General features: G+C 71.9%; 12 protein-coding genes. 11 read left to right on the top strand and 1 reads right to left on the bottom strand.

Annotated elements, in window-relative coordinates:
- Positions 1 to 17: 17 nt before the first annotated feature.
- On the bottom strand, positions 18 to 2279 hold the full coding sequence (locus O7616_RS23205; protein WP_282303915.1) for a catalase: 2262 nt from the start codon (positions 2277 to 2279) through the stop codon (positions 18 to 20).
- 184 nt (positions 2280 to 2463) lie between these two features.
- On the opposite strand from O7616_RS23205, the gene O7616_RS23200 reads away from it, so the two are divergent.
- The 11 genes from O7616_RS23200 (at position 2464) to O7616_RS23150 (ending at position 18191) form a co-directional block, all read left to right on the top strand.
- Positions 2464 to 3354, top strand: a complete 891-nt coding sequence (locus O7616_RS23200; RefSeq protein WP_282303914.1) for an alpha/beta hydrolase — start codon at positions 2464 to 2466, stop codon at positions 3352 to 3354.
- Between the two features lie 132 nt (positions 3355 to 3486).
- Positions 3487 to 4272, top strand: a complete 786-nt coding sequence (locus O7616_RS23195; protein WP_282303913.1) for an ATP-binding cassette domain-containing protein — start codon at positions 3487 to 3489, stop codon at positions 4270 to 4272.
- 58 nt (positions 4273 to 4330) lie between these two features.
- Positions 4331 to 5053 carry an ABC transporter ATP-binding protein gene (locus O7616_RS23190; protein ID WP_282258912.1) on the top strand — a complete coding sequence of 241 codons (723 nt, stop codon included), beginning with the start codon at positions 4331 to 4333 and terminating at the stop codon, positions 5051 to 5053.
- Between the two features lie 30 nt (positions 5054 to 5083).
- On the top strand, positions 5084 to 5962 hold the full coding sequence (locus O7616_RS23185) for a branched-chain amino acid ABC transporter permease (protein WP_282258913.1): 879 nt from the start codon (positions 5084 to 5086) through the stop codon (positions 5960 to 5962).
- Entirely contained in the window at positions 5959 to 7059 is a 1101-nt protein-coding gene (locus O7616_RS23180) for a branched-chain amino acid ABC transporter permease (RefSeq protein ID WP_282303912.1), read from the top strand. The genes O7616_RS23185 and O7616_RS23180 overlap by 4 nt, the downstream gene beginning before the upstream one ends.
- 111 nt (positions 7060 to 7170) lie before the next feature.
- A complete protein-coding gene (locus tag O7616_RS23175) occupies positions 7171 to 8457 on the top strand; it encodes an ABC transporter substrate-binding protein (protein ID WP_282303911.1) in 1287 nt (428 codons plus the stop codon).
- Positions 8458 to 8816: 359 nt separating this feature from the next.
- A complete protein-coding gene (locus tag O7616_RS23170; protein ID WP_282303910.1) occupies positions 8817 to 9428 on the top strand; it encodes a TetR/AcrR family transcriptional regulator in 612 nt (203 codons plus the stop codon).
- 82 nt (positions 9429 to 9510) lie between these two features.
- Positions 9511 to 12303: a LuxR family transcriptional regulator gene (locus O7616_RS23165; protein WP_282303909.1), complete on the top strand. Its 2793-nt coding sequence runs from the start codon at positions 9511 to 9513 to the stop codon at positions 12301 to 12303.
- A gap of 47 nt (positions 12304 to 12350) precedes the next feature.
- Positions 12351 to 13499, top strand: coding sequence for an acyl-CoA dehydrogenase family protein (locus O7616_RS23160; protein WP_282303908.1), 1149 nt, complete (start codon positions 12351 to 12353; stop codon positions 13497 to 13499).
- Between the two features lie 17 nt (positions 13500 to 13516).
- Complete coding sequence (locus tag O7616_RS23155) at positions 13517 to 13981, top strand: MaoC family dehydratase (RefSeq protein ID WP_282258922.1); 465 nt, start codon at positions 13517 to 13519, stop codon at positions 13979 to 13981.
- A 565-nt stretch (positions 13982 to 14546) separates the two neighbouring features.
- Entirely contained in the window at positions 14547 to 18191 is a 3645-nt protein-coding gene (locus tag O7616_RS23150; protein WP_282303907.1) for a hypothetical protein, read from the top strand.
- Positions 18192 to 18279 lie beyond the last annotated feature (88 nt).

The following is an 18279-nucleotide window of genomic DNA, read 5'->3' as shown; positions in this document are numbered from 1 at the left end:
TGGTGCTCGGCGCTGGGTCAGGCCACCGAGGCCGGGAACCGTTCCCACACCCGGTGTGCGGCCATCAACTGCTGCACCGCCGTCAGGGCCTCGGCGCCGGAGCCCGCCGCGACGACGCCGGGGGTGCCGGCCACACCTACCTGTTCCAACACGCTGACGCCGGCGCCCCAGGCGCCGATCGCCTTGGCGTGCCGCCAGCACTCCTCGACGAGCAGCAGCACGCGGGGATCCACGGCTGCCGGGCCGGGACGGCCGGCCTTGTCGTCGCGGGCGGGGAGGGCGTCCGGTGCGGGCACCGGCGCCCCGGCCAGCAGGACCGCGTCGAACTCGACCGAACGGCCGGTGGCGAAGGTCCGCTGCACCGGCAGGTCGGCCACCATGCCACCGCGCGGGGCGATGAGCAACGGCACCATGCCGGCCTCGAACACGGCCCGGCGGACCTCGTGGACACCGTCCAGGTCACCGTCCGGGTCGACGACGATCCCGACGGTACGACCGTCGCTCGGCCACTCCCGGCCGACCTGCGACAGCGCCGGGCTGGGCGGCACGTCGGCGAGCGGCACGCTGGGCTGCGGCGCGGGCAGGCCCAGACCGGCGGCGACCTGCTCGCACAGCACCGGGTCGATGTTGGCGAGGCTCCGCAGTTGGCGCTCCTTGATCGCCTGGTGGTAGCACTTGCCGAGCTCGAAGGTGTACGCCCGGATGATGTGCTCCTTCTCGACCGGCGACATGCTCGCCCAGAACAGGCGTGCCTGGCTGTAGTGGTCGTCGAACGAGGCCGGGTTCGCCCGCACCTTCGGCGCCTGCGCCACGGTGACCGGCACGTCGACGAACGCCTGCTCGGCGTCCCCGGCGGGGAAGGGGTTGCCGCCGTCGAGCGAGTTGGGTCGGTACGGCGCGACGCCCGCGTGCACGGCGTGCTGGTGGAACCCGTCACGCAGCATGTCGTTCACCGCCGCGTGCGGGCGGTTGATCGGGATCTGCGAGAAGTTCGGCCCGCCCAGGCGGGTGAGCTGCGTGTCGACGTACGAGAAGAGGCGGCCCTGCAACAGCGGGTCGTTCGTGACGTCGATGCCCGGCGGGAGGTGACCCAGGTGGAAGGCCACCTGCTCGGTCTCGGCGAAGAAGTTCGTCGGCGTCCGGTTCAGGACCAGCTTGCCGACGGGCTGCACCTCGGCCAACTCCTCCGGCACGATCTTCGTCGGATCGAGCAGGTCGATGCCGGCGAAGGTCTCCTCGGGAGTGTCGGGGAAGACCTGGATGCCGAGCTCCCACTCCGGGTACGCGCCGGCCTCGATGGCGTCGTAGAGGTCCCGGCGGTGGAAGTCCGGGTCCATGCCGCTGAGCATCTGGGCCTCCTCCCAGGTGAGGGAGTGCACGCCCAGCTTCGGCTTCCAGTGGAACTTGACCAGCACCGTCTCGCCGGCCTCGTTGACGAGGCGGAAGGTGTGCACCCCGAAGCCCTCCATCGTCCGGTACGAACGAGGGATGCCGCGGTCGGACATGTTCCACAGCGCGTGGTGCTGCGCCTCGGTGTGCAGGGAGACGAAGTCCCAGAAGGTGTCGTGGGCGCTCTGCGCCTGCGGGATCTCCCGGTCCGGGTGCGGTTTGCCGGCGTGGATGATGTCGGGGAACTTGATGGCGTCCTGGATGAAGAACACCGGCATGTTGTTGCCGACCAGGTCGAAGGTGCCCTCGTCGGTGTAGAACTTCGTCGCGAAGCCACGGGTGTCGCGGACCGTGTCGGCCGAACCACGCGAGCCGAGCACTGTGGAGAAGCGTACGAAGACCTCGGTCTCCCGCCCCTTCTTCAGGAAACCGGCCCGGGTGACCGCCTCGGCGGTGCCGTACGCGGTGAACACCCCGTGCGCGCCGGCGCCCCGCGCGTGCACGACCCGCTCGGGGATGCGCTCGTGGTCGAAGTGCGTGATCTTCTCGCGTAGGTGGTGGTCCTGGAGCAGCACCGGGCCCCGCGGCCCGGCCTTGAGCGAGTGGTCGGTGTCGCGCAGCCGCGCCCCGTTGGCGGTCGTGAGGTAGGCGCCCTGCTGACCCTTCGCGGTGGTCGGCGCGCCGGTCTCCGCGCCGGTCGGCGTACGCGTCTGCGGCGCACCCTGTTCCGGCTTCGGCGGCAGCGGGTCGTGCGGCGTCGTCGGTTCCTCGACGGTCGGCGGCGCACTTCCGGGCGCGCCCGGGACATCCGGGGTCAGGGCGTCGGCGATCTTGCCCGAGGCGGTCTTCACGGCGTTCTTGACCGCCTCGGCGGGCTTGCTGGAATCCACGTGGCGAACCTCTCCATGGCACGGATGCGGGCGGGCGTCTGCCCTGCTACCCCTGGTCAGGGGGCCGAAACACGACTGATCACGGCAAATGCCGCCACGACTGGTGATTTTGCCGATGCGGCGACCGGCTGAGCGGCCAAAACTGACACACGTCGATATCCCTCGACCCTAGGGAGTGCCCGACGTGTCCTCACCAACCACCACCCGTCCCCGTTCCGTCGCCGCCCGGCTCGGTCTGGCCGCCGCTCTGGTCGCCGGCGTCGTCCTGGCCGGACCGTCCGGTGCCGCCCAGGCCGCCGGCCCGTACGAGCGGGGCCCCGCTCCGACCACCGCGATCCTGGAAGCCAGTCGCGGCCCCTTCGCCACGGCGTCGCAGAGCGTGTCCTCGCTCAGCGTCACCGGCTTCGGCGGCGGTGTCATCTACTACCCGACCAGCACCAGCGAGGGCACCTTCGGCGCCATCGCCATCTCACCCGGCTACACCGCCTCGTGGTCCAGCATCAGCTGGCTCGGGCCACGGATCGCCTCGCACGGTTTCGTGGTGATCGGCATCGAGACCAACACCCGCCTGGACCAGCCGGACAGCCGGGGCCGGCAGTTGCTCGCCGCGCTGGACTACCTGACCCAGCGCAGCTCGGTGCGCAGCCGGATCGACAGCAGTCGGCTCGCGGTGGCCGGTCACTCGATGGGCGGCGGGGGCAGTCTGGAGGCGGCCTCGTCGCGGCCGTCGTTGCAGGCCGCGGTGCCACTGGCGCCGTGGAACCTGGACAAGAGCTGGTCCGAGCTGCGGGTGCCCACGCTGATCATCGGCGGCGAGAGCGACAGCGTCGCGCCCGTCGCGACGCACTCGGTGCCGTTCTACAACAGCATCCCGTCGTCCGCCGAGAAGGCGTACCTGGAGCTGAACGGGGCGAGCCACTTCTTCCCGCAGACGACGAACACGCCCACCGCCCGGCAGATGGTGGCCTGGCTGAAGCGGTTCGTCGACGACGACACCCGCTACGAGCAGTTCCTCTGCCCGGGCCCGAGCGGCTCGGCCATCCAGGAGTACCGCAACACCTGCCCCAGCGCCTGATCACGGTCCCGGGGCGGTCGCCGACGGCGGCCGCCCCGTCCGCGTGGTCGGGCATCGAAGGTCTTGACGCGATACCCGAGAAACGTACACTGCGAGTGTAAATAAACACCCGCCACGACAGAGGGATGGGTGATGGAGCGCGGCCTCGAACTGCACCACATCGGCGTCCGTTTCGGCGGCCTCACCGCCCTCGACGACGTCTCGCTGCGGGTGCCACCCAACCGGGTGGTCGGCGTGATCGGGCCCAACGGCGCGGGCAAGACCACCCTGTTCAACGTGATCTGCGGTTTCGTCGCGCCGGAGACCGGTTCGCTCACCCTCGACGGTCGGCCGCTACGCCCGCGCCCGCACCGGTTGACCCGGCTCGGCATCGCCCGCACCCTCCAGGGCACCGGGCTCTTCACCGGTCTGAGTGTGCTGGAGAACGTGATGACCGGCGCCTCGCACACCGCCCGTGCGGGGTTCGTCCCGGCGCTGCTCGGGCTGCCGGCCAGCGACCGTGACGAGCGCCGGCTGCGCCGACACGCCCTGGACATCCTCGACGGCCTGGGCATCGCCGCGCACGCCGAGGCCGCACCGACCACACTGCCCTTCGCGGTACGCCAGCGGGTCGCCCTGGCCCGCGCGCTCGCCGCCCGGCCCCGGCTGCTGCTGCTCGACGAGCCCGCCGGTGGCCTCGGCGCCGACGACATCGCCGACCTCGCCGAGCTGATCCGAGAGCTTCCCCGCCGGGACGACGAGCCCTGCGCGGTGCTGCTCGTCGAGCACCACATGGACCTGGTGATGGCGGTCTGTGACGAGCTGGTGGTGCTCGACTTCGGCCGGGTGATCGCTTCCGGCACCCCGGACGAGGTCCGCGACGACCCGGCGGTCACCGACGCCTACCTCGGCGCCACCGTCGAGGAGGTCACCCTGTGAGCGCGAGGAGTGAGCCGGGTTTGCGAGCCCCGCAGTCGCGAACGAAAGGTGGCTCAGCGTGACCGGCACCGATCTGCTCGTCGTGCGAGGGCTGGTGGCCGGGTACGGCGCCGCGCCCGTGTTGCAGGCCGTCGACCTCACCGTGCCGGCGGGCACGATCGCCGCGGTCGTGGGCGCCAACGGTGCCGGCAAGACGACCCTGCTCCGGGCACTCTCCGGCATGATCCGTCCGGCCGCCGGTCAGGTGCTCCTGGCCGGGGAGGACCTGCGGGGTACGCCGGTGGAGCAGCTCGTCCGACGGGGCATGGCGCACGTGCCGGAGGGGCGGGGTGTGATCAGCGAGCTGACCGTCGACGAGAACCTGCGGCTCGGCGGGCTGTGGCGGCGCGACCGGGCCGATGCCGGGCGGGCGCTCGACGAGGTCTACCAGCTCTTCGAGCCGCTGGCCCGACGCCGCCGGCACCTCGGCCACCAGCTCTCCGGCGGTGAACGGCAGATGCTCGCGCTCGGCCGGGCCCTGGTGGGCCGGCCCCGCCTGCTGCTGCTGGACGAGCCGTCGCTGGGCCTGGCGCCCCGGGTGGTCGCCCGGACGATGGCCCTGCTCCGCCAGCTGCGCGACCGCACCGGCCTGACCGTGTTGCTGGTCGAGCAGAACGTCCGCAGCGCCCTCGCCGTCGCCGACCAGGGTGTCGTGATGTCCCTCGGCCGGGTGGTGATCGCCGCCCCGGCGGCGAAGCTCCGCGACGACGTCGACCTGCGCCACGCGTACCTCGGTTTCTGACCACCACCTCGTCCCCCGGAGGGAGGACTGTTGGACCGCTTCGTCTTCCTCACCGTCGACGGCCTGTCCCGGGGCGCGGTGTACGCCGCGTTCGCGTTGGCCCTGGTGCTCATCTGGCGGGCGGCGCGGGTCGTCAACTTCGCCCAGGGGGCGATGGCCGTCGCCGCCGCCTACGTCGCGTACAGCGTCGCCGCCGCGACCGGCTCCTACTGGCTGGGTTTCGGGGTCGCGATCGTCGCCGGCCTGCTGCTCGGTGCGCTGGTGGACCGCGTCGTGATGCGACACGTCGACCACGCCTCACCGCTCAATCCGGTGATCGTCGCGCTCGGGCTGGTCCTGTTGATCCAGGCCGTGCTGGGCATGGTGTACGGCAACGAGTTCCGTCCCGCCGAGGCGCCCTTCAGCAGGTCCGCTCTCAGCGTGGGTGGCGTCGCCGTGCTGTCGCCGTACGACCTGTTCGTCTTCGCCGCGATCGGGGTGGTGGTCAGCGGCCTCGCGTGGATGTTCGCGCGTACCCCGGTGGGGTTGCGGATGCGCGCGGCGGCCTTCGCACCCGAGGTATCCCGGCTGCTCGGGGTGAACGTCGGTGGCATGTTGACCCTCGGGTGGGCGTTGGCCTCCGGGGTGGGCGCGTTGGCCGCGATGCTGGTCATTCCGACCGAGCTGGGCCTGCACCCGCACGCGATGGACCTGGTGTTCGTCTCGGCGTTCACCGCGGCGGTGGTGGGCGGGCTGGACAGCCCACCGGGTGCGGTGGTCGGCGGCCTGGTGGTGGGTCTGCTGCTCTCCTACGTGAGCGGTTACGCCGGCAGTGACCTCACGCCGCTCGCGGTGCTGGTCCTGCTGCTGGCGGTGCTGCTGGTCCGGCCCGGCGGGTTGTTCGCCCCGGTCGCGGCGAGGCGGGTGTGAGCGCCACGAAGGCGGCGGTGCCGCCGAAGCACCGGCCGGACGGCGCCGCCGAACGTCCCGTTGACCGGCGACGTGGCTCGACCCTGCTGCGCCACCTCGCGGTGGTGCTCGCCGTCGGCGTGGTGGTGGTGGGGGTCAGCTACGCCGTCGAGCCGTTCCGCAACTACCAACTCGCCACGGTGGCGGCCTACCTCTGCGCGACCGCCGGGCTGACCGTCCTCACCGGCCTCAACGGTCAACTGTCGCTGGGGCACGGGGCGTTGATGGCGACCGGCGCGTACACCGTGGCTCTGTGTCAGAACGCGTTCGCCGACCGGGGGATGACCGGCGGCTGGCTGTTGCCGCTCTCGCTGGTCGCGGCGATCGTGAGCACCGTCGCGGTCGGCGCGGTGGTGGGTGTGGCCGCAGCCCGGCTGCGGGGCCCCTACCTGGCCGGGGTGACCCTCGCGGTGGCCGTCGTCGTGCCGGCGCTGGCGGTGACCTTCGACGGTGTGTTCAACGGCGAGCAGGGGCTGTCGGTGCCGGTCGAGCCGCCACCGTTGGCGCTCGGGCCGTATTTCCCCTACGAGCGGTGGCAGCTCTGGCTCACCGCCGCGGCGGCACTGCTCGCCCTGTTGCTGCTGGCGAACCTCATCCGCAGCCGGTACGGGCGGACCTTCCGGGCGGTCCGGGACGACGAGGTGGCGGCCCGTCTCGCCGGCATCCACGTGGCCCGCACCCAGGTCCTCGCGTTCGTGGTCAGTGCCGCCACCGCCGGGCTCGGCGGGGCGTTGCTGGCGGTCCTCGCGCAGAGCGTCTCCCCGGGGGCGTTCTCGCTGACCCTGTCGCTCTTCCTGTTGATGGCTGTGGTGATCGGCGGTCTCGGCCGTCTCACCGGCGCGTTGTGGGGGGCCGTCCTGCTGGTCGCGCTGCCCGATATCACCCACTCGGTGACGGAGTTGTTCACGCTCTCGCCCGCTGTGGCGCAACGGCTGGAGGGCAACCTCCCGCTGGCGATCTTCGGCCTCACCCTGATCGTCGTCATGATCGCCGCGCCCGGCGGCTTGCAGGGACTGCTGTCCCGTCTCGGTCGGCGCCTGCGGGCCCGGCGTTCCTGAGCTGTTCTCCAGCCGGCCCCGGTCGGCAGCGTTCCCCAGCCCGGCCCCGGCCAGGCGTCCCACCACCCACACCGTTCCCGCAAACCGGACCGAGAAAGGTCGGTGTTCTCCATGCACCGTTTGGCACAACGTGGTCTCGCGCTCGCCAGCACCATCGCCCTGTTGGCCGCCGCCGCTGGTTGCAGTGGTGACGACGGTTCCGGCCCCGGCGGGGCATCGGTGCCGGGCGTCACCGACACCGAGGTCGTCGTCGGCACCCACATGCCGCTCACCGGGCCGGCCTCGGCCGGCTACTCGAAGATCGCCCCGGCGACGAAGGCGTACTTCGACTACGTCAACGCCAACGGTGGTGTGCACGGCCGGAAGATCACCTACAAGATCATGGACGACGGCTACAACCCGGCCAACACCCAGCAGGTGGTCCGTCAGCTCGTCCTGCAGGACAAGGTCTTCGCCATCCTCAACGGCCTCGGCACGCCGACGCACACCGGCGTGCTCGACTTCCTCAAGAGCAACCGGGTGCCCGACCTTTTCGTCGCCTCCGGCAGCCGCAGCTGGGACCAGCCGGACAAGTATCCCGGCACCTTCGGGTTCAACCCGGACTACACGGTCGAGGGCAAGATCCTCGCCGACTACGCGAAGCGGGAGCTGGCCGGGCAGAAGGTGTGCTTCCTCGGCCAGGACGACGACTTCGGCCGGGACAGCCTGGCCGGTGTGGAGAAGGTGCTCGGCGCGGGTGCGGTGGCGGTGAAGCAGACGTACGTCACCAGCAACACCAACGTCGCGCCGCAGATCGGCGCGTTCAAGGCGGCCGAATGCAAGGTCGTCGTGCTCGCCACCGTGCCCGGCTTCACCGCGCTGTCGATCGGCACCGCCTCGCGGCTGGGCTACAAGGCGCAGTGGCTGGTCTCCAACGTCGGCGCCGATTACCAGACCCTGGCCAAGCAGCTCGGCGCCGCCGCTCCGATGCTGGAGGGCATGGTCGGCACCAACTACCTGCCGATGCAGAACGACACGGCCAACCCGTGGATCCAGCTCTTCACGAAGGTCAACAAGGAGCACAACGGGGACGCCCCGTTCGACGGCAACACCGTCTACGGCATGTCGGTCGGCTACCTCTTCGTGCAGGCGTTGCTCGCCGCCGGCAAGGACCTCACCCGGGAGAAGATCATCGACGCCGTGCAGAAGGGCGGTTTCCAAGGCCCCGGTCTGGTGCCGCTGCGCTTCTCCGACAAGGACCACTCCGGGTACGGCGGGCAGCGCCTGAGCCGGGTGAGCGGGGGAGTGCAGAGCTACTTCGGGCCGGCGTACGAGACCGACGAGGCGGACGGGCCGGTCAACGAGTACACCGTCACGCCGGCCGCGCCGCCGGCGAACGGGGTGCCGACCGTCTCCTGAGGACCGGTGAGCAGCCGTTCGACCGGGCGTGGTCTCCAGTTGACCGTGCCCGGTCGGACGGCTGTGCCCGCGCCTTCCGGCTGATCGTCCGGAACGTTGACCGTCACCGATCCGCCCTCCTACTATCTGCACTGTGGATGCATATTCGGGACGGCTCGTACGCCGTGGCGTGATCGTTCTCCCGGCCTCCGTCGACGCCACCCGGGTCACCGGGGCGGCCGTCGCCCGCGGCGGCGGCGTCCCGCCTGCCGCTCGGGTCGGATGACCGTGCCGCCGGTCGGCCCGGAACCGCTGATCACCGCCTGTCTAGACTCGGCGGTGCGTCAGGAGGCGCCGTGGTGGTGAGGAGGCGGGGGCGGATGGACGGGGTCGAGGTAGCGAGTCGGGTCGACGGGCGCACCGCCCGTGCCGAGCGCACCCGTGCGGCCATCGTCGAGGCGCACCTCGCGCTCATCGGTGAGGGTGACCTGCGCCCGACGGGAGAACGCATCGCCGAGCGGGCCGGGATCTCGCTGCGGACGCTGTGGACCAACTTCAAGGACATGGAGACCCTCTTCGAGGCGAGCGGCGCGGAGGTGCTCCGCCAGCAGGACGCCGCCTACCGGCCGATTCCGACCGGGCTGCCGCTGGCGAAGCGGGTCGACGCGTACTGCCGGCAGCGGGCCCGGCTGCTCCAGCTCATCACGCCGTCGGCGCGGGCCGCCCAGATGCGGGAGCCGGTCTCCGACCAGTTGCACCGCAACCGCCTCAAGCACATCGACCGGGTGCGCGACGAGGTCGAGGAGCTCTTCGCCCCCGAGCTGGCCCAAGCCGGTGGCGGGCGGCAGCAGCTGCTCAACGCCCTGGTGGCGGCGAGCATGTGGCCGGCCTGGTCGATGCTGCGCTACGGCCTCGGCCTCGGCGTGGACCAGGCCCGCGCGGTGATGACCCGGACGGTGGGCGCCCTCTTGGCGGAGGTCGCGGCCGACTGACACCGGCCCGGTCCGACATCGCCGGCTCTTTCCATCCGGTTACCGATGGGTGACACTGGCAGGCATGGTTACTGCATCAAGAGTGCAACTAACCGTGCTGCGTGGCCGGGACGACGAGTGCCGGTCGGTCCGGAGCCTGCTCGACGACGTGACGAACGCCGGCGGTGCCCTGCTGCTGCACGGCGAACCCGGATCGGGTCGTACGGCGCTGGTCGGGTACGCCCACCGGTACGCCCCGCGCTGCACCGTGCTCGCCGGGAGCGGGCTCGCCGAGGAGGCCGGCCTCCCGTATGCCGGTCTGCAACGTCTGGTCGACCCGGTGCTCGACCGGTCCGCCGCCCTGCCGCACGAGCAGCGCCGGTTGCTGCGACGCGCGCTGTCCGGCGACGGATGCCCGGCCGACCGTCGACTCACGCTGTCGATGGCGGTGCTCGGGTTGGTCACCGCGGCCGCCGGGGACCGTCCGCTGCTCGTCACCATGGACGACGTCGACCGGGGCGACCCGCAGACCGCCGAGGTGCTGGCCTTCGTCGCCCGCCGACTGCGGCACCTGCCCGTCGCCGTCCTGCTCACCGCAGGCGTCGCCGCCACCGTCGACGGGATACCCGCGTACCGACTGCGCGCGCTGACCGAGCAGGAGAGCGCCGCGCTCCTCACCGACCGGCTGCGGTCGTCGACCGGGCCGGGGAGAGCCGAGTGCCCCGCCGCGTCGGTTCTGACCGCCCTGGCCGGTATCGGCGGCGGCAACCCGCAGGCACTGGCGGACCTGGCCGGAGTCCTCACCCCGGGTCAGTGGCGAGGTGAGGAGCCGCTGCCCGCGGCACCGCCGCCGGACGGCGCTCTGGGCCGCGCGTACCGGGCGCGGCTGGATCGGCTGCCACCGGAGACCCGGCGGGTGCTGCTGCTCGCCGCGCTCGACGAGGGCGGCGAGCCGGGCACGCTGATCCGGGCCGCCGCAGTCGCCGGCGCCGAGATCGAGGCGCTCGCCCCGGCGGAGGTGGCCGGCCTGGTCCGGGTCGAGGCCCGCGGCGTCACCTTTCCCCAGCCGCTGGTACGCACGATGATCGGGGCCACCGCGCCGCTCGCGGAACGGCGCGCGGCGCACCGACTGCTCGCCGGGGTGATGGTCGCCGACGGACAGCGGTTGCGCCGGGCGATGCACCTCGCCGCCGCCGCGGCGGGTGTGGACCCGGTGCTCGCCGACGAACTGGAGGAGGCCGCGCTCGGCGGCGTCGGCGGCTGGGCCACCGCGTCGGCGGCGTTGTGCCGGGCCGCCGAACTCAGCGACGAACCCACCCGGACGGCTGCCCGGCTGCTGACCGCAGCCCGCTACGCCTGGGCCGGGGGCCAGCCCGACGTGGCGCGACTTCTCCTCGATCGCCTCCGCCCGGTGTGCACCGACCCGGACGTCCGAGGTCGCGCCGACCTGCTCCGCGGTGAGCTGGAGCTACGGTGCGGCACCGCGACACGTGCGTCGGCCCGGCTGCTCGCCGCCGCCGAGGCGGTGACCGACACCGACCGCGCGCTGGCGCTGTCCGGGCTGGTCCGAGCCGGCGAGGCGGTCTGCTTCGCCGGTGACCAGTACCGGTACGCCGAGGTCGGCCGCCGGGCGTCGGCGATGCGGCGGCCGGACGACCCGCCCGCCATGGAGCTGATGAGCAGTCTGGTCGCCGGAGTGGCCGCGACCCTGCGGGGTGACCACGAACGAGCCGGACCGGCCCTGCGTCGCGCGGTCGTGCTGGGCGGTCGGCTGACCGGCCCGGCGATGACCCCCACCGCGCTCAGCTGTGCGGCGGCAGCCGGGCTGGTGGTCGCGGTGGACGGCGCGGCCCACCGACTCGCCGACCGGGCCGTCGCGGTGGCCCGGGAGCGGGGCGAACTGTCCATGCTGTCCCGCGCGCTGGAGCTGCGGGCGGTCGCCGAGTACTGGTTGGGACGCCACGAGGCGGCGGCGGAGACCTCCCGCGACGGGCTGCGGGTCGCCCGCGCCACCGGGCAGGTCAACTGCGCCGACGTCCACCTCGGCATGCTCGCCGTGCTCGCCGCCGTACGGGCCGACCGGGACACCAGCCTGCGACGGATCCGCGAGATGGGCGAGGCGCCGACGCCGGGCAGCCGCCCGCACGCGCTCGCCGGTTGGGCCCTGGCGGTGCTCGACCTGGTCGACGGTCGGCACGCCGAAGCCGCGGACCGGTTGGCGTCGTTGGCCCGGCTCGGCACCGGGCGCGGTCAGGTGCTCGTGCAGGTGATGGCCACCCCGTACCTGGTGGAGGCGGCGGCGCACCTGCCCTGCCGACCGGCGGCGACGGCGGCGCTCGCCGTGTTCGACAGGTGGGCCAGCAGCACCGCGAGCCCGTTGCGTCGGGCCCTGTCCGCCAGATGCCACGCGCTGCTCGCGCCTCGCGGCGGCCCCGAGGCCGAGCAGGAGTTCCAGCGGGCGCTGCGACTGCACCCGACCGAGGCCGGCACGTTCGAGCGGGCACGCACCGAGCTGCTCTTCGGTCAGGAACTGCGCCGCATCCGACGCCCGCGCGACGCGCGTACGCACCTGCACCAGGCGCGCGAGATGTTCACGCTGCTCGGGGTCGGCTGCTGGGCCGAGCAGGCCACCACGGAGCTGCGGGCGGCCGGTGAGTCGGTCGGCCCACCGGATTTCCCGGCGGCGCGGCTGCTGACCGGGCAACAACTGCGGATCGCCGAGATGGTCGCGGAGGGCGCGACCAACCGGGAGGTCGCCGCCCGGATGTTCCTCTCCACCCGTACGGTCGACCACCACCTGCGCAATGTGTTCCACCGGCTGGGCATCCGCTCGCGTACCGAGTTGGCCCGCGCGTTCGCGACCGGGCGCCACGTCGGGCTGGCCTCCGACCGCTGACCCGTCCGGTCTGGACGCCATTAACTATCACCGCTAGTTTATTGGCCATGGAGCTCACCCTCTCCACCGAGCAGGCGGCGGTCCGCCAACTGGCCGCCGAGTTCGCCGACCGGGAGCTGTTGCCGCACGCGGCCACCTGGGACCGGCGCGAATCGGTCGACCCCGCCATCGTCGGCATGCTGGGTGACCTGGGCTTCCTCGGCTTGACCATCGCCGAGACCGACGGCGGCTCCGGTGGCGACCACCTCGCGTACTGCCTGGTCCTGGAGGAGCTCGGCCGGGGCGACTCGGCGGTGCGCGGCATCGTCTCGGTCTCGCTCGGCCTGGTCGCGAAGTCCATCGCCGCCCACGGCTCGACGGCGCAGCGGGCCGAGTGGCTGCCCCGACTCTGCGCCGGCACCGCACTCGGCTGCTTCGCGCTGACCGAACCGGACAGCGGCTCGGACGCGGCGGCACTGCGCACCCGGGCCGTCCGCGACGGCGCCGACTGGTTGCTCACCGGCACGAAGACGTTCATCACCAACGGCACCACCGCCGACGTCGCGCTGGTCTTCGCCCGCACCGGCGGCCCCGGGCACCGGGGCATCACCGCCTTCCTGGTGCCCACCGACAGCCCCGGGCTGACGCGACGGGAGATCCACGGCAAGCTGGGCCTGCGTGGCCAGGCCACCGGCGAGTTGCGCTTCGACGAGGTACGCGTGCCCGACGCGGCCCGCCTCGGCGTCGAGGGCAGCGGGTTCCGCCTGGCGCTGTCCACCCTCGCCAAGGGGCGGATGTCGGTGGCCGCCGGTTGCGTCGGCATCGCCCAGGGCTGCCTCGACGCGGCGGTCGGCTACGCGGGGGAGCGGACCCAGTTCGGCAAGCCGATCGCCGGGCACCAACTCGTCCAACAACTGCTCGCGGCCATCGCCGTGGACACCGCCGCCGCCCGGCTGCTGGTGTGGCAGGTGGCCGACCTGATCGACCGCGACCAGCCGTTCGCCACCGAGGCGTCCATGGCCAAGCTCTTCGCCAGCGAGGCCGCGGTCCGCGCGGCCAACAACGCGGTCCAGGTGTTCGGTGGGTACGGCTACATCGACGAGTACCCGGTCGGCAAGTACCTGCGGGACGCGCGGGTCGCCACCCTCTACGAGGGCACCAGCCAGATCCAGCAACTGCTCATCGGACGCGCGCTCACCGGCGTCAACGCCTTCTGACTGCGAGGAGACCAGGCATGAGAGTCTTCGACTCGTTCGAGGAGTTGACCGCGGCCGTCGGCGAGACCTTCGGACCCGGGCCGTGGCGACGCGTCGAACAGAGTCGCGTCGACCTCTTCGCCGACGCCACCGACGACCACCAGTGGATCCATCTCGACCCGGTCCGGGCCGCGGCCGGGCCGTTCGGCGGAACCATCGCCCACGGCTACCTGACCCTGTCGCTGCTGCCGACGCTGGCCGGTCAGCTCTACCGGGTCGAGGGCGTGACGATGGGGGTCAACTACGGGCTGAACCGGGTGCGGTTCCCCGCTCCGGTCCGGGTCGGGGCCGCCGTGCGGGCCACCGTCACCATCGCCGAGGTGTCTCCGGTGAGCGGCGGTGTCCAGGTGGTCGCGACGGTCACCGTGGAGAGCGACAGCGGTGGCAAACCCGTCTGCGTCGCCGAGACGGTGAGCCGCCTCTACCGCGCCGCGGAGCAGTGAGGCCGGTGGTGTGTTCCGGCACCTCCTCTTGACCACGTCCGCAGGCTGAGGGACGGCGACGGGACCCGTCGCCGCCCCGTACTGGCAGCATGCCCTTCGGTCAGGGCCTGCGGAGGCTCACCGCGCCGCCGCGAATCCTGTTGGGTCAGAGGTGTCTTCCTCGGTGGCGGGGTTGTAGAGGTCGACGGGAGGTCGTTCCCTATTCTTCTCCGTGGAGCGTTCCTTGTGCCGGCCGGTGGATCGACGTCGCCTCGATAGCGAACTCGTTATCGAACACCCCCCCTCGTCTATTCGGGATCGCTTGACACCCCCCGATTCCAGGACGGTCATCAGTGCGCGAGTAAATGCGTCGATGCCGATTCCTGGTGCGTGTCACGCGTCCCTCCACCCATCCTTCGTGCCGTCGATCGTCCTGGGCTGTCGGACCCGGCCGCACCCCCGGTTGCGCTGTGGCCGCAAGCCGACACGGGCCGATCGGCGTTCACGGGACTAGATATAGTCCATGATGGATTGTCTGCCAATCACGTCGTCAGGCTGACAAACAACTCTGTGACCGGGGGGCAACGTGGGCAGACCTGAGCGGCCGCTCAACCCGGAGGCGGGCGAGCTGGGGCGGTTCGCGCTCGGCCTACGCCGGCTGCGGGCAGAGGCGGGTTCCCCGACCTACCGTCAACTGGCCAGACGTGCGCATTTCTCGGTGACGACCCTGGCGAAGGCGGCCAGCGGCGAGACCGTGCCAAGCCTTCAGGTGACACTGGCGTACGTGGCCGCCTGTGGCGGCGATCCGACCGAATGGACCGAACGGTGGCACCGCCTGGTCGCAAGCCTGACGTCCGCCGAGACGGTGGGGGGCAGCCGAGGGCCGTACTGGGGAATGGCGGCGTTTCAGCCGGAGGACTCAGAATGGTTCTTCGGACGCGAGCGCCTGGTGGCTCAGCTCGGTGAAATGCTCACCCGCCTCCGGTTCGTCGCGGTTTTCGCCCCGTCCGGAGCGGGCAAGTCATCCCTGCTACGAGCGGGCCTGATAGCGACCGTGGCCGAAAACCCCGTCAAGGGCCGGCCGGCCTGGATCACGGTGCTGATGACGCCCGGCGAACATCCGATCGAAGAACTCGCGATCCAGCTCGCCGACGGACGAGATCTGGCTCGCGACACGGTCCAGCGCGACCTGGCCGATGATCCGTCCAGCATCCGCGCAACGATAGAGCGGATTCTCGGTACCCGTCCATCGGTCGGGACCATGCTCATCGTGGTGGACCAGTTCGAGGAGCTGTTCACGCTCTGTCGCGAGGAGGAGGAACGGTCGGCGTTCATCGCCGCGCTGCTCGCCGCGGCGGAGGTCCCCAGGGCGCGCGTGGTGCTGGGAGTGCGGGCCGACTTCTATGGCCGGTGTGCCGCCTACCCGGCCCTGGTGGCCGCTCTCCACGAGCACCAGCTGCTGATCGGCCCGATGGACGACGAGGATCTGCGCCGGACGATCACCGGGCCCGCCGAGCGCGCCGGGTTGCTGGTGGATCCGGCGTTGGTGGCGATGGCCGTGGCGGACGTCGGCGGTCAGACGAGCGCGCTACCGCTGCTGTCCCACGCACTTCTGGAGACGTCGCGCCTGCGACAGGGCAAGCGGATCACACTGGCCCACTACCGCGAATCGGGCGGCGTGAACGGCGCCATCACCCGTACCGCCGAAGGGGTGTACGCGCAGTTCGACGAGGGGCAGCGAGGGCTGGCACGAGACATCTTCCTGCGTCTGACCGCCCTCGGTGACGGCACCGAGGACACCCGACGCCGGGCACCCCTGGCCGAGTTGATCGGCGGGGTGGACCCATTGGCCGCGGCCGAGGTGCTCGGCAGGTTGACGGCCGCACGGCTGGTCACGGCGGACGAGAAGGGCGTCATGGTGGCCCACGAGGCCCTGATCCAGGAGTGGCCCCGGCTGCGCCGCTGGCTGACCGAGGATCGGGAGCTGCTGCGCTCCCACCGCCGGCTGACGGAGGCCGCCGCCGAGTGGGATCGCCACGACCGGGTGGACGGATTCCTGTATCGGGGGGTCCAGTTGGCGCTCTGGGGAACGCGCCAGGTGATGGACCTCAGCGACCTGGAACGGGACTTCCTGGAGACCAGTCGGGCCCGAGAGGATCGGCGCCGGGCAGCCCGACGGCGGCGGACCAGCGTGGCATTGACCGGGCTCGCGGCAACCGTCGTCGTGGTGAGCGTCCTCGCGGCGGTGGCACTGGTGCAGGCGGACCGGGCGGCCGCCGAGAGAGACCTCGCTGTTTCCCGGCAGCTGACGGTTGAGGCCAATAACCAACTGCAGATCGATCCGCAGCAGGCGCAGCGCCTCGCCAGACGCGCTCTGGCCACACGTCCGACCGTCGGTGCGGAGATGGTGCTCCGCCAGGCTGCCGTCGACGACCGGCTGCAGGCGATTGTGCCGATGAGCAGCAAGAAGGCGTTGGGCGTGGCGTTCAGTCCGGACGGGCGGCGAGTGGCGGCCACCGGGGCGGACGGCGAGGTGCGGGTGTGGACCTGGGCCGGGCACGGCGTCTCCGGACCGGGCCTGGCCCTCACCGGCGGTCCCGACGGACAGGTCTGGAGCCCGATGTTCAGCCCGGACGGGAAGCGACTGGTCACCGCCGGCTCGGACGGCACCGTCCGGATCTGGCAGGTCGACGGAACCGCCGGGCCCATCGTCCTACGCGGGCACGAGGGCCCGGTCTGGGGAGTGGCCTTCAGCCCCGACGGTCGGTCGGTCGCCAGTGCCGGCGAGGACACCACCATTCGGGTCTGGGATGCCCGCGGCGGCGGCCGACCGGTGGTGCTGCGTGGGCACGGCAAGGTGGCGGTCGGTGTGGCCTTCAGCCCCGACGGGCGCCGGTTGGCCAGCAGCAGCCACGACGCGACGGTTCGGCTCTGGGATCTGGCCGCGCGATCCACCAGAACGATTCTCACCGGGCCGAGGGAGGCCACCAGGACGTTGGCGTTCAACCAGGACGGCACCCGCCTGGCCTGCTCCAGCGCCGACGGTACGGCGTGGGTGTGGCCGCTGACCGGGTCGGCGGCCCCGGTGGTGCTACGTGGGCATGAGGGCACTGTGGAAGGGCTCGCGCTGAGCCCCGACGAGCAGTGGATCGCGACCACCAGCGACGATCTGACCGTACGGATCTGGAGCGCCAACGGCGCTGGTGACCCGTTGGTGCTGCGCGGCCACACCAACCGGGTCTGGGCGGTGGCGTTCAGTCCGGATGGATCCCGGGTGGTGAGCGCGGCCGATGACGGCACGCTACGGATCTGGGATCCGGGCAGTGACCGGCTGATTCTGCGGGGCCACAGGAAGGCCACCTGGTCGGCCGCGTTCACCCCGGACGGGCAGCGGGTGGTCAGCGGCGGCGAGGACGGCACGGTGCAGGTCTGGAACCTGGCCACACCGGCCGTACCTCGGTTGCTCGGCCGCCACGACGGCGACGTCTACGGTCTCACGGTGAGTGCGGACGGGGCGAGTGTGGCCACCGGCGGCCGCGACGGCAGCGTACGAGTCTGGGACCTCGCCGGCAGACACGCTCCCGTGGTGCTTCGCGGCCACGAGAAGCAGGCGTGGATCGCCGACTTCAGCCCTGACGGCCGGCGTCTGGCCAGTGTCAGTAACGACCGAAGCCTGCGAATCTGGGACCTCACCGGCCGGAGTGCCCCGGTGGTCCATCGGGCCGCCGAAGAGATCCGGTACGCCGCCTTCAGTCCGGACGGCGAGAAGGTCGCCACCGCTGGTGCGGAGGGCGCCCTACGGATCTGGGACGCCCTCGGCACGGCCGAACCACTGCTACTTCCCGGTCACGAGGGGCTGGTGTGGGCAGTGGCCTTCAGCCCGGACGGGCAGCGGGTGGTCAGTGCCGGCTTCGACGGCACCGTGCAGATCCACTCCGTCGCCGGCGGCATCCCGCCGATGGTTCTGCGAGGACACGAGGGGCCCGTCTGGCACGTGTCGTTCAGCCCGGATGGGCAGTGGGTGCTCAGTTCTGGAAAGGACGGCACCGCACGGCTGTGGCACGCTTCGGAGGCCGCGCAGTCGGTGACGTTCGGGGGTTTCGGCGCTTCCGTGGAGACCGTCGACTTCAGCCCGGACGGCGGGCGGCTCGTCTCGACGCATGACGACGGCACCGTACGCGTCTGGCCCTGCCGCGCGTGTGCCCCGGTCCAGAATCTGCTGGAGTCGTGAAGAGGAATGTGCACGGCGTCGATGCGCAACCGGGTGTCTGGTCGACGATCGGGTGCGGGAGGCGGTGCCGGGCCACCGGGACCCGGCA

It is taken from the genome of Micromonospora sp. WMMD964 (assembly GCF_029581455.1).
Lineage (GTDB): Bacteria > Actinomycetota > Actinomycetes > Mycobacteriales > Micromonosporaceae > Micromonospora.
Note: the sequence above shows the minus strand (reverse complement) of the source record. Positions and strands in the feature narration are given on the sequence as shown.

Coding starts and splice junctions, on each gene's coding strand:
- O7616_RS23155 (WP_282258922.1), top strand. CDS start 13,517: ATGAGAGTCTTCGACTCGTTCGAGGAGTTGACCGCGGCCGTCGGCGAG.
- O7616_RS23175 (WP_282303911.1), top strand. CDS start 7,171: ATGCACCGTTTGGCACAACGTGGTCTCGCGCTCGCCAGCACCATCGCC.
- O7616_RS23195 (WP_282303913.1), top strand. CDS start 3,487: ATGGAGCGCGGCCTCGAACTGCACCACATCGGCGTCCGTTTCGGCGGC.
- O7616_RS23170 (WP_282303910.1), top strand. CDS start 8,817: ATGGACGGGGTCGAGGTAGCGAGTCGGGTCGACGGGCGCACCGCCCGT.
- O7616_RS23160 (WP_282303908.1), top strand. CDS start 12,351: ATGGAGCTCACCCTCTCCACCGAGCAGGCGGCGGTCCGCCAACTGGCC.